Origin of the sequence: Undibacterium sp. MH2W, from assembly GCF_049340215.1 — a bacterium.
Taxonomy (GTDB): Bacteria; Pseudomonadota; Gammaproteobacteria; order Burkholderiales; family Burkholderiaceae_D; genus Undibacterium.
Map to the genome: position 1 here is coordinate 258,609 of NZ_JBMPPA010000003.1, position 12,334 is coordinate 270,942.

11 protein-coding genes are annotated in these 12,334 nt (G+C 47.8%); 7 read left to right on the top strand and 4 right to left on the bottom strand.

Going from position 1 to position 12,334, the window contains the following annotated elements; all coding sequences use genetic code 11:
• Window positions 1-103: 103 nt before the first annotated feature.
• The 3 genes from ACO0K2_RS09145 to ACO0K2_RS09155 all read right to left on the bottom strand — a co-directional run bounded on the left by ACO0K2_RS09145 (window position 104) and on the right by ACO0K2_RS09155 (window position 3,457).
• Window positions 104-1,966 carry a chemotaxis protein CheA gene (locus ACO0K2_RS09145; RefSeq protein WP_423017943.1) on the bottom strand — a complete coding sequence of 621 codons (1,863 nt, stop codon included), beginning with the start codon at window positions 1,964-1,966 and terminating at the stop codon, window positions 104-106.
• Complete coding sequence (locus ACO0K2_RS09150) at window positions 1,966-2,730, bottom strand: protein phosphatase CheZ (RefSeq protein WP_423017945.1); 765 nt, start codon at window positions 2,728-2,730, stop codon at window positions 1,966-1,968. The genes ACO0K2_RS09145 and ACO0K2_RS09150 overlap by 1 nt, the downstream gene beginning before the upstream one ends.
• 244 nt (window positions 2,731-2,974) lie before the next feature.
• On the bottom strand, window positions 2,975-3,457 hold the full coding sequence (locus ACO0K2_RS09155) for a putative toxin-antitoxin system toxin component, PIN family (RefSeq protein WP_423017947.1): 483 nt from the start codon (window positions 3,455-3,457) through the stop codon (window positions 2,975-2,977).
• A gap of 23 nt (window positions 3,458-3,480) precedes the next feature.
• Between ACO0K2_RS09155 and yaaA the strand changes: the two genes are divergently transcribed.
• Window positions 3,481-4,254: a peroxide stress protein YaaA gene (gene yaaA / locus ACO0K2_RS09160; RefSeq protein WP_423017949.1), complete on the top strand. Its 774-nt coding sequence runs from the start codon at window positions 3,481-3,483 to the stop codon at window positions 4,252-4,254.
• Window positions 4,255-4,335: 81 nt separating this feature from the next.
• On the opposite strand, the gene ACO0K2_RS09165 is transcribed toward yaaA, so the two are convergent.
• The gene (locus ACO0K2_RS09165) at window positions 4,336-5,139 is read right to left on the bottom strand and encodes an outer membrane protein assembly factor BamD (RefSeq protein ID WP_423017951.1); all 804 of its coding nucleotides are present in this window, start codon (window positions 5,137-5,139) and stop codon (window positions 4,336-4,338) included.
• A gap of 43 nt (window positions 5,140-5,182) precedes the next feature.
• Here ACO0K2_RS09165 and ACO0K2_RS09170 point away from each other — a divergent pair, with 43 nt between their 5' ends.
• The 6 genes from ACO0K2_RS09170 (at window position 5,183) to rimO (ending at window position 12,264) form a co-directional block, all read left to right on the top strand.
• A complete protein-coding gene (locus ACO0K2_RS09170; protein WP_423017953.1) occupies window positions 5,183-6,223 on the top strand; it encodes an RluA family pseudouridine synthase in 1,041 nt (346 codons plus the stop codon).
• A gap of 5 nt (window positions 6,224-6,228) precedes the next feature.
• The gene (pgeF, locus tag ACO0K2_RS09175; RefSeq protein ID WP_423017955.1) at window positions 6,229-7,023 is read left to right on the top strand and encodes a peptidoglycan editing factor PgeF; all 795 of its coding nucleotides are present in this window, start codon (window positions 6,229-6,231) and stop codon (window positions 7,021-7,023) included.
• Window positions 7,024-7,352: 329 nt separating this feature from the next.
• Window positions 7,353-9,074 carry a class I poly(R)-hydroxyalkanoic acid synthase gene (phaC, locus tag ACO0K2_RS09180; RefSeq protein WP_423017957.1) on the top strand — a complete coding sequence of 574 codons (1,722 nt, stop codon included), beginning with the start codon at window positions 7,353-7,355 and terminating at the stop codon, window positions 9,072-9,074.
• A 43-nt stretch (window positions 9,075-9,117) separates the two neighbouring features.
• On the top strand, window positions 9,118-9,858 hold the full coding sequence (locus tag ACO0K2_RS09185; protein ID WP_423017959.1) for a 3-ketoacyl-ACP reductase: 741 nt from the start codon (window positions 9,118-9,120) through the stop codon (window positions 9,856-9,858).
• 333 nt (window positions 9,859-10,191) lie between these two features.
• The gene (gene phaR, locus ACO0K2_RS09190; protein WP_423017961.1) at window positions 10,192-10,749 is read left to right on the top strand and encodes a polyhydroxyalkanoate synthesis repressor PhaR; all 558 of its coding nucleotides are present in this window, start codon (window positions 10,192-10,194) and stop codon (window positions 10,747-10,749) included.
• Between the two features lie 132 nt (window positions 10,750-10,881).
• Window positions 10,882-12,264, top strand: coding sequence for a 30S ribosomal protein S12 methylthiotransferase RimO (rimO, locus tag ACO0K2_RS09195; RefSeq protein WP_423017963.1), 1,383 nt, complete (start codon window positions 10,882-10,884; stop codon window positions 12,262-12,264).
• The last annotated feature ends 70 nt before the right edge of the window (window positions 12,265-12,334 follow it).

Here is a 12,334-nt window from a genome sequence, read left to right on the forward strand (position 1 = left end):
TCTTGTTGGCGATATCCGCTTTCTTAATGGGCTGTCGCTGCCAAAGAAAAAGGGCTTATTCCTTCCGAAATAAACCCTTTTTAGATGACGTTTTCGCTGATGCTTAATTTGTCATGAGTTCACGCACTTTACAGCCATCAATGAGGAAAGATAGGCTGATCACAAGAACGAGCTCACCCTCAGCAGAGCGCGCCGTACCAGTAATCCCTGGCGTGCTGATGCAAGTCAGAGGTTTAATCACGAGATCGGCAGTGCCATCAACAGAGTCGACCGACAAAATGTAAGGGTTCGGCGCTGCGATAACAATACCAACGCGTTCTGATGATGGAGAATAACCCAGTGTTTTACCCAGCGATTTGATCGGTAACGGACGACCCAGATCCCGCAGGACAGGCTGACCACCCACGCTTTCAAATGTTTCCGGGAGCTCGACCACACGTTGCACAGTTGCCATTGGCAAGGCGAGAGACGCACCGTCGGTACGAACGACCATGGTTGGTACAATGGACAATTCGATTGGCAGTCGAATCAAGAACGTTGTTCCTTTTCCGAGTTCTGAGGCGATACGAATTGCCCCGCGATGGCGCTCCACGGCTGTTTTGACCACGTCCATGCCGACGCCACGTCCGGACACGCTCGATGCCACTTCTTTTGTTGAGAAACCAGGCAGGAAAACCAGCTGGAAGGCCTCATCATCGGTGCGCGCATCGTGAGAATTGATCAAGCCTTTTGAAATCGCTTTATCGCGGAGTCGCTGTGCGTCCATGCCTTTACCGTCGTCAGAGACTTCGATCATGACGCTGCTGGCTTCTTGCCAAGCCTTCAAAGAGATGGTTGCGCGTGGGGACTTATTGGCAATGAGACGCTCTTCGGATGTCTCAATACCGTGATCAAGTGCGTTACGAAGCATGTGGACCAACGGATCATATAGGCTGTCAACCACAACACGATCAACCTCAGTCTCAGCACCTGTGATGTTCAGATCAACATCTTTACCCAAGTCACGTGCTAATTCACGCACCAATCGGGGAAACTTTTGAAACAAGCGACCAACAGGCTGCATGCGAGTCGCCAGTGTGGCGCGTTGCAGTTCGGTGGAGTATCGCGATGCGCGCGTCAGTGTCTCTGTCAGTGCAGCCATTAATGGAGCAGCTTGGCCTTCAAATTTGAATTGACCGAGTTTTTCCAGGAGCACTGCCGCTTGGTTCGCTGCTTGTACTGATTCGCCCGCGACCTCAAGCAAGACATTGAGTTTCACGGCATCAATACGAATGCTTTCTTCTTTTACCGGTGCATTTTGTTTAATGTCAGCATTAGAGAGCGACGTTTTCACTGCTTCGGTCTCTTCGCGGACACTCGCCGGCATCGGTGCACTTTCAAAAACCGGCGCCGCCTTGACTTCGGGTAGTGTCCCTGGAGGTGTTACGGCACGGTAATAGGCTTCCCAGTCGACATTGTCATTTTGTTCTTGAGCGGGCGCTGCGAGTGCTGCAGTGACAGCGGCAGCAACCGGTGCGGCAGGTGCAGGTGCTGGTGCTTTTGCGGGATTGGCTGCAGGCTCTGCGGATTTTTTGCTAACGCCTTTACTTTCGATCGCATCGGTCAGCATGGTTTCCAACGATTTTGGCATCGTTGAGAGCTGCTCAGGTGGAACGCCGTTGTTGAGCGCTGTTAATTGGTCTGCGACAAACCCGCTTGCTTCGAGTGCAGCTTCAATTGCTTCCGGTGTGACAGCCACTTGTCCGGTTCGCAATGCATCAAATAAATTTTCCGTCAGGTGGCATGCAGAGACCATCGCGGTCAGGTTCATAAAACCTGCGCCGCCTTTAATGGTATGAAACGACCTGAAGACCGCATTGAGCGTATTCATGTCGCCAGGGTTGCGCTCAAGTGAGAGCAGATGTTCTTCTACATTTGTCGCCAGATCGAGCGCCTCGACGACAAATTCTTTGAGCATGTCATCCATTAGAAACCCAAGCTATCAAGAAGATTATCGACGTCATCCTGTTCCAGTGCTGCATTAGGAACGGATGGCCCCTCCATCAATTCTACTGCTTTCTCTTTTAAGTCTGACGGTGCGTTGTCGAGCAAGATTTGCGCTAACTCCCGTTCAACCGTTTTATTAATTGCGACTACTTTTTTGATTAATTGACCTGTCAGATCCTGGAAGTCCTGCGCCATCATAATATCAAGGAGGCGCGCTTTTTCGGCATCTGTGGCGCTCATCACAATATTGGCAAAGGCTTTTGAGTCTGCAGCGAGGGCTTTGAACTCATCGATGCTGAGTTTGCCCGCGAAGAGGTCATCCCAACGGGCATCCATGCTTTTGGCTTTTTTTGCCAACTCATCTTGCTCAGGCATGCCGAGATCTGTCGCGTTCAATACTTTATTAGCCGCCTGTTCGGTCAGAGTAGCGACGTACTCGAGACGGTCTTTTGCGTCAGCAACCTGGATAGCGACATCTGACAAGGACCGATCGTAGCCAAGTTGACGCATCGAATCGTGCAACATGCGAACGACGTTACCGAGCCGATCAAACATTGGCTTCGTAGCATCTTCGTCAGTATTGTGGGGGTTAAGCTTTGCTAGGGGTTCGCCGACGGCTGCAGAAGTATCGGCGACTGCTTCTTGAGCAGATTGGGCAATCGGTGCGGGGGCTGCAGTTGTTTCTTGGCGTTGGGTTGCCATCTCTTCAAACAATGCATCCAGATCATCTGCTGAATCGGTCATAGTTCTTCATTCTCCATAATCGCTGTGACTTTTGTGCATTTTTCCACAAATATCATGGTCTGTCGTTACTTCTAAGCAAAAAAAGTGAGAAAAGGTGATCTCAAGAGTGGTTTTTAAAGCAACGGAGATTTTGAAATTTTATTTTCATTAACCTATGACATTCTTTTTCATCGAATGTGCAAATTGGGTCTCGCTCTATACTAGCAGGACTTTCGGAAAGAGTAACCTATGCTTTTAAAAATTGTCATTCTTTTGATTGATTAAATACAGTTTGAGGTGAATTTCCATCGTCGTTCGCCAGAAAAGCCTCAGGGGTCAACACACTAAACAAGCCAAGTTTGCGAATTCTTTTCGCCAGTTTAAGCAGAGCTTTGTCCTTCGTAATTAAAAAATGAGATTCTGTGTCTCGTGCGATTTCGAGAAATTTCTGGTCGTCTTTATCTGTGCAAATCGGCAATTTGATCTCGGCGCGAGACTCGGGAGAAACACACTCAATATAGTGATCGTGTTGTATTTTGATACTCTCAACGTTTTCCGCCGTGATTGGTAAGTGCGGATATTTCAGAACAGCGAGCCATTCATCCCTACATTCAGGGCGAGTAAACGCTTTCAAACTGCCATTTTGCAGCCCTGCAAGCAGTCGCTCCCAACGTGGATCCTGAAAAACAAATAAATCGAGGCAAACATTGGTGTCAAGGATGATGCGCTTAGGTATGATGGAGTTCATTATGTTTTAAGAAGTCAATAACTATGCTCATTGTATTATCTCCAGCAAAAAGTCTCGATTATGAAACACCAGTCAGTTCAACTATTTTTACCCACCCAGAATTTTTAGACGACGCCGAGCAGCTTGTCGGTGTCGCCAACCAGCTCTCAGCAGCGGATTTAAGTGCGCTGATGGATATTTCTGCCGATCTTGCGGAACTGAATGTTACGCGATTTAAAGAATGGAAAAAAAAGCCAAGAAGTAAAAAAAATAGGCAGGCCATTTTTGCTTTTAATGGCGATGTGTACGAGGGACTTCGGGCATCAAGCCTGACAGAGACGCAACTCGATTATCTACAGACAAATTTGAGAATATTATCGGGATTATATGGTGCCTTACGACCCTTTGATATCTTGCAGCCTTACCGGCTCGAAATGGGAACGGCGCTGGCTAACCCGCGGGGTAAAAATTTGTATGCTTTTTGGGGCGAGAAGGTCACTGATGCGCTCAATCGACAATTAAAGAGGACTGGGGCAGGGACCTTGTTGAATCTGGCGTCAGAAGAATATTTTAAGGTTGTGAAGCCAGTGTTGTTAAATGGCACAGTAGTGACTCCCATTTTTCAAGACTGGAAAAACGGCAAATACAAAATCATCTCGTTTTATGCCAAACGCGCGCGGGGATTGATGGCGCGCTACTGTGCTGAACATGCCATTACACATGTTCAGGATATCAAAGCATTTGATATCGAGCAGTATGCGTTTTGCGAAGAAGAGTCTGATGACAAACACTGGGTGTTTCGTCGCCGCATTGAGTGAGTTGGCGGGTTTGTTTCGCAATGAACGTGCACATAAAAAACCGATCAATTGATCGGTTTTTCTTTGTTGGCGTCACTTCATTTACCAGATTTTCCACCAAGCGCTTTTGTTTTTTTCAATTCCTGTCACAAAGCTGCTGTTCGGGAAATTTTTGACTAAGACGCGGTTGGCATCGTCGCGAAGGTCTGTCATGCCCATCGCATTGTAGGCTTTAACGAGAATAAACAGCGCTTCTTCGTTTGCTGGTGCGTCAGGATATTCCTTGATTGACGATTGAGCACGATTTGCAGCTGCCAGATAGGCCCCGCGGCGCATATAATAGCGGGCGACGTGAACGTCGTATTGAGCCAGTGCATTGACCAGGTATTTCATGCGTGCTAACGCATCCGGCGTATACTTACTGTCTGGGAACTGCGTTACTAACTGTTTGAAGGCGTCGAATGAGTCTCGTGATGCCTTTGGATCGCGTTCAGTGATGTCTTGGCGTGCAATGAAATTCAAGATGCCAAGCTGATCATTGAAATTAATCAATCCACGCAAGTAGTACATGTAGTCAACGTTGGGATGATTTGGGTGCAGCTTGATAAAACGTTCAACCGCAGCCAGTGCCTGCGCCTGGTCGCCTTGTTTGTAGTAAGCGTAAGCAGTGTCCATTTGCGCTTGCTGCGCGTAGGTACCAAAAGGAAAGCGTGATTCCAATTTTTCGTAGTACTGGACCGCTTTTTCGTAGCCGCCATTAGAGAGTTCGTCTTTTGCTTCAGCGTATAATTTTGATGCTGACCATGTTTTGGTCTCATCAGCTTTGTCACCAAAAACACCGCAGCCGCCCAATGTAAGCGACGCGGCCAGAGCCAAGACCAGCAATTTCAAAGATTTAATGTGCATAAATGTGTGCGTAAGCATGAAAACAATTTACGGATTATAGCCGATGACAAAAAATGTGAAACCAACTACAACAGTGATTTTGTCAGATTCTGACCTTGACACAGAAGCAGAAGTAGTGAACGAGGATGGAGATATCGATGAAGAGTATGTTTCTGACGTCGATCATATCGAATTAAAACTGACTTCCGCTGCGTGTGGTGAACGTTTAGACAAGACAATCTCTAAACTGGTTCCCCAATATTCGAGAAGTCGTATCCAGCAATGGATAGAAAACGGTTTCGTCACTGTGGATGGTGTACCGGGGCGTGGAAAAATGACCATGCTTGGGGATGAAAAAATCGTTATCGTTCCTCAGGCCGCCCCAGATGAGGGCGCTTATGAACCGGAAGACATCGCGCTCGACGTCGTCTACGAGGACGACTCACTGATCGTCATCAATAAACCAGCCGGTATGGTTGTGCATCCCGCGGCTGGCAACTGGACTGGGACGTTGCTCAATGCCTTATTGTTCCGTTGGCCTCATCTCATGGGAGTGCCTCGTGCCGGGATTGTGCACCGATTAGATAAAGACACGTCTGGCCTGATGGTCGTGGCAAAAACATTAGTCGCGCACACCGACCTCGTTAGACAACTGCAAGATCGTAGTGTTAAGCGCGAATACTATGCCTTGGTGTGGGGCACGCCAAATGTATCCGGCACGGTCGATGCGCCAATGGCCCGCCACCCGCGGGACCGGATCAAAATGGCGGTGTCACGCAGTGTGTTAGCAAAGCCAGCCGTGACGCATTTTCAGCGCATTGCGACGGGGATGTTAGAAAAATTTCCGAATAGCCTTGTCGCGTGTCAGTTGGAAACCGGTCGGACACATCAGATTCGTGTTCATATGCTATCACTCGGCTTTCCGCTGGTTGGCGATCCTTTGTACGGAAAGCAACATCTAGCACGGTTCTTCCCGCGTCAGGCATTGCAAGCACGTAAGCTCGGCTTAATCCACCCTGAGACTGGCGAGCATGTCGAGTGGGAAGTCCCGGTTGCCGCTGATTTTCAGGCGTTGATCGCACAATCTGGTATTTCATTGCCATGATGAACATGAATCCTCCTGCGCCAATCGCCGTGTTGCAACCAGATTGGCAAGGGTTGTCAAGCCAAGTTAAAGCCTTTGCGACCTTGCGCTCAGGTGGCGTCAGTACCGGTGTGTATGGTGGTCCGGCAGGGCTGAATGGATTGAATCTAGGGGATCATGTCGGTGATGATCCTCTTGCCGTGGAGGCAAATCGCCAGAGGGTGAATGCGTTATTACCTTCTGATGTCATATTCTTATCACAAGTTCATGGCACTCTTGTCGTTGATGGCACGCAATTACGTCCAGGTGTTTGCGCTGATGCGGTGGTTACTTCGATGCCGGGCGTGGTTTGTGCAGTGCTGACAGCGGATTGTTTGCCGGTGCTTTTCAGTGATGCTGAGGGGCGTGTCGTCGGCGCGGCCCATGCCGGCTGGCGCGGCTTGGCAGCAGGTATCCTAGAAAATACCGTCAACGAAATGCGGTCGCGCGGTGCGCAAAATATTTCTGCATGGATGGGCGCAGCGATTGGTCCGCAAAAGTTTGAGGTGGGTCAAGATGTTTATGATGTTTTCACCGCACAAGACGGTGAGGCGGCGCGTTTTTTTGTTAAAATATCATCAAATGATGTGAACGGTTTGCAACAAAAATATGTCGCTGACATCTACCAACTTGCTCGTCTTGCGTTAAGTAAAGTGGGGGTGGTGAATGTTGTTGGTGGGGAATATTGCACAGTGAGTGATGCGCAGAAATTTTATTCGTATCGCAGGGACAAAGAGACTGGCAGGATGGCCAGTCTGATCTGGATTGAACCGACTGCCTAAACCGGCAATCTCATAATTTTTTGTGTAGCAGAACTATCATTCATTTGTTTTTTTGCAGTGCAGCTAAATTTTCAGCGCGTTGCCGCTTGCGCTGTGCGGCGCGCATCAGGTATAAAAGTATCGTGAGTGGGAAAACACAGTAGAAGACGAAAGTCATTACCCCTGCGACGATGGATGTTTCCGTGATGGCCATCAGCAGTACGACGTAGACCCATGCAATAGCAACAATGTACATAAAAGATAGTTGGAAGTAATCGAAGTTTCCGTCATTTTAAAGCATGAAAGCTAAAAATTAATCCGAAACGTTACGCGAAAATCAGGAGGCACGCATGAAGACTTTTGATCCTCAAGCTATGTACTCCGAATGGATGTCACAGCTAGTGAATCACACCCCTTGGCAGGATTGGATGAAGCCTGCCACTTCTGTTGCAGAATTGCCGGTCCTTGATGTTTTGAGGGAGGCTGGTGCAACAATCAATCCGACGGTATTGACGCAATTGCAGACTGACTACATTCGTGAATTTGGTCAGCTTTGGCAAGACTTTGCGGTATCGAAGTTACCTGAACTCAAAGATAAGCGTTTTTCATCGGGCGACTGGCATAACCACGCGATGCATTCATACAGCGCGGCAAGTTATTTGCTCAATGCGCGGTTTTTGATGTCTTTGGCAGAGTCTGTTGAGGCACCAGCAAAAATAAAACAAAAGATTAGTTTTGCGGTGCAGCAAATGATCGACGCCTTGTCGCCAGCCAACTTTTTGGTGACGAATCCAGAAGCGCAATCCAAACTCATCGAAACAAAAGGCGAAAGTCTTGCAAAGGGCATTACGCAGATGCTTGCTGATATGCAAAAAGGGCGTATCAGTCAAACAGACGAAACGGCGTTTGAGGTCGGTAAAAACGTAGCGACGACCGAAGGTGTTGTGGTCTTTGAAAACCGTTTATTTCAACTGATTCAATACACGCCACTGACCAAAACCGTTCACCAACGTCCGTTGTTGATGGTTCCGCCGTGCATCAATAAATTTTACATCCTCGATTTACAACCAGAAAACTCTGTCGTGCGATATGCCGTTGAGCAGGGGCATACCGTGTTCCTCGTTTCTTGGGCGAACCCAGATGCGAGTATGGGAGATGTGACGTGGGACGATTACGTTGAGCAAGGTGCAATAAAAGCCCTTGAGGTGGCGCGTGCCATCAGCAAGCAAGACAAGGTCAACGCATTCGGCTTTTGCGTTGGTGGGACTATTATCTCCACCGCACTTGCCGTTCTTGCTGAGCGAGGCATTCATCCAGTGAGTAGCCTCACGCTATTAACCGCGTTACTCGATTTCTCGAACACGGGTGTGTTAGATGTGTTCGTTGATGAGATGCAAGTGTCCATGCGCGAGAAGACAATCGGTAGTGGCGGTTTGCTACCTGGCCGAGATTTGGCAAGTACTTTTTCTAGTCTCCGTGCCAACGATCTCGTGTGGAACTATGTGCAGTCGAATTACTTGAAGGGCGAGGCACCACCGCCGTTTGACCTTTTATATTGGAACGCAGATAGCACCAATTTACCTGGTCCGATGTTTTGCTGGTACTTACGTAATACCTATCTCGAAAATAAACTCAAAGAACCTGGTGCATTAACGGTGGCAGGAAATAAAGTCGATCTCGGCAAAATCGATGCACCCGTATTTGTCTATGGCTCACGTGAGGATCATATTGTGCCGTGGCAGGCAGCGTTCGCGTCAACAAAGCTGCTCAATCCACAAGGTAAAAACAAAAACACCTTCGTTTTAGGGGCTTCTGGGCATATTGCTGGTGTCGTTAATCCACCTGCAAAGAAAAAACGAAGCTATTGGACCAATCCTGCTGCCGTTGGTAAAGATGCCGAGAACTGGTTTTCTGGTGCCACCGAGACGCCGGGAAGCTGGTGGCCTGTCTGGGCCGAATTTTTGGCGGAGCATGGTGGTCGCATGGTGAAAGCGCCAACGACTGCAGGTAATAAAGATTTTGTTCCTACTGAGGCGGCGCCGGGTCGTTACGTCAAGGTAAGAGCGGATTAAACGTTGTTGTTTTGGGTTTTATATTAAAAACAGGAGAAACAGTATGGCGAAGCGTATTGCGTATGTAACTGGCGGCATGGGTGGAATCGGAACTCCAATTTGCAGACGTTTGTGCAAAGATGGCTACACAGTTGTTGCTGGATGTGGCCCAAATTCAACCCGTAAAGATAAATGGCTGGCGGACATGCGTGCGGAAGGTCTTGATATCCATGCTTCCGAAGGTAACGTGTCTGACTGGGAATCAACGAAAGCTGCCTTTGATAAAGTGAAAGCAGAAATCGGTGAAATTGATGTGTTAGTCAACAATGCAGGTATCACCCGTGATGGTCAGTTCCGTAAAATGAGTAAAGCGGATTGGGATGCTGTGATGGACACCAATCTGAATTCCTTGTTTAACGTGACCAAGCAAGTTATCGAGGGCATGGTCGACCGTGGTTGGGGACGTATCATTAATATTTCTTCCGTGAACGGTCAAAAAGGACAGTTCGGTCAGACGAACTATTCGACTGCGAAGGCTGGTATTCATGGATTTAGTATGGCATTAGCGCAGGAAGTTGCGACAAAAGGCGTCACTGTCAATACCGTGTCACCAGGTTATGTCGGTACAGATATGGTGAAAGCGATTCGCCCAGACGTACTGGAAAAAATCGTGAGTGGTATTCCTGTGAAGCGTCTCGCAGAACCAGAGGAAATCGCTTCGATCGTTGCTTGGATCGCGTCTGACGAAGGTGGTTACGCAACGGGCTCTGATTTCTCAATTAACGGCGGTTTGCACATGGGTTAATGGCGTGGAGGTCTTCATGACCTCTGTTCTTTGTCTTCTGATTGTCCGTATTTTGCGACTGAACATTGCAATTAAGTAAGTTTGGCTCCGCTTAATTGTGATGTTTTGATGATTTTTTTCTGCAATGCAGTAAAATGAGTTCACTAGGATGTCGAACATCTTAGTGAACGATAAAATTGCGGTTACAAAAAACAACGCAATCCAAAAAAAGGGGACAAACAAATTCGGTGTTTAAAGTAATTTGAACACCACGTTTGCTTGAGTGAGTCTGTGCTTTGACCATTGTCTGTAATATGGCTAGGCAAGATGTCGAAGTTATCAATTGAGATTTCAATGAATAGCGCAAAAAAAACCACGCAGCATTTGATCAAAAAATATCCAAACCGCCGCTTGTATGACACACAAACCAGCAGCTACATTACACTGGTCGATGTAAAGCAGTTTGTGCTCGACAATGACGACTTTGCGGTCATTGATGCTAAAACCGGTGAGGACTTGACACGCAGCATCCTGCTGCAAATCATTCTCGAGGAAGAGGCGGGTGGTACACCCATGTTCTCAAGCGTCGTCCTGTCGCAGATCATTCGCTATTACGGTCATGCAATGCAAGGCATGATGGGTAATTATCTCGAAAAGAACGTCCAAGCGTTTATCGATATTCAGAATAAGCTGGCTGAGAATTCTAAAGGGATCTACGAAGGCAAGCCTTTCAGTCCTGAAATGTGGACGCAGTTTATGAACGTCCAAGGGCCAATGATGCAAGGAATGATGGGTAATTACATCGAACAGAGTAAGAATTTGTTTGTGCAGATGCAGGAGCAAATGCAGAGTCAAGCAAAAAATATTTTTAACGTGTTCCCATTCAATCCAGAAGACGTCAATAAAAAATAATTATAAATAAACAATTAATCGAGTTAAGCTGCTGATTTTTCAGGAAATTTCACTGAAGCTGAAGCAAGTCAGCTTGTCAAAGGGTACAATAGCGGCTTCGCTTTTGTACCTTTTTGTTTTTACGCACCCTCTATGTCTATTACTGAAATTCGCCGCCAAGAAACTGCCGCATCACCCAAAGTGGGATTTGTCTCCCTCGGTTGCCCTAAGGCTTTAGTTGATTCTGAACAAATTTTGACGCAGTTACGCGCAGAAGGGTATGACACTGCTAAATCCTACGACGGCGCGGATTTGGTGATCGTCAACACATGTGGTTTTATTGATGCAGCGGTGCAGGAATCCCTCGATGCCATTGGTGAGGCGCTCGCAGAAAACGGCAAAGTCATCGTAACAGGATGTTTGGGTGCCAAAAAAGATGCCGAAGGTAAGGACATGATTCAGTCCATTCACCCGAAGGTGCTAGAAGTGACCGGTCCGCACGCCGTGGGTGAAGTGATGGCTGCTGTGCATAAACATCTGCCAAAGCCCCATGAGCCATTTATTGATCTGGTGCCAGCGCAGGGTGTCAAACTCACGCCGAAGCATTATGCGTATTTAAAAATATCCGAAGGTTGCAACCATCGTTGTAGTTTTTGCATTATCCCGTCGATGCGCGGTGATTTGGTCTCACGTCCGATTGCTGATGTCATGCTAGAAGCAGAAAATCTGTTCAAAGCAGGGGTAAAAGAGTTATTGGTGATCTCTCAGGATACCAGTGCATATGGCGTTGATGTGAAATTCCGCACAGGCTTTTGGAATGGTAAGCCAGTTAAAACGCACATGACGCAGTTGGTTGAGGCGCTCGGTGAATTGGCGAAGCAGTATGACGCTTGGGTACGTTTGCACTACGTTTACCCTTACCCACACGTCGATCAGATTATTCCGTTCATGAACAATGGACATGTCCTGCCTTACCTCGATGTGCCGCTTCAACACGCCCATCCAGACGTGCTCAAGCGGATGAAACGTCCAGCAAGTGGTGAGAAGAACATTGAGCGGATTAAAGCGTGGCGCGAAATGTGCCCTGAAATTACCATCCGCTCTACGTTTATCGCCGGCTTCCCAGGAGAGACAGAAGAAGAGTTTGAGTACATGCTCGACTTTTTAAAAGAAGCGCAAATCGATCGTTTGGGATGTTTTGCTTACTCACCGGTTGAAGGCGCGACGGCAAATGAGATCGAAGGGCAGTTGCCTGATGACGTTAGGGAAGATCGTCGCCGCCGCGTGATGGAATTGCAGGAAGGAATTTCAAAGCAGCGCTTGCAAGCCAAAGTAGGTAAGACAGTGCGTGTGTTGATTGATAGCCTTGATCGTAGTGGCGGTGTTGGCCGTAGCTCTGCGGATGCCCCTGAGATTGATGGTGTTGTCTATGTGAAGCCACCTTTTGAGCCACACCGTAAGTTAAAAGTCGGTGAATTTGTTGACGTGAAAATTACCGCAGCAGACGCCCATGACTTATGGGGTGAGGCATTGTAATTCATAGTCGCGCCGCAATCAGGCAAATAAAAAGGAGAGTTTGACTCTCCTTTTTTTATTGATCAGCGAT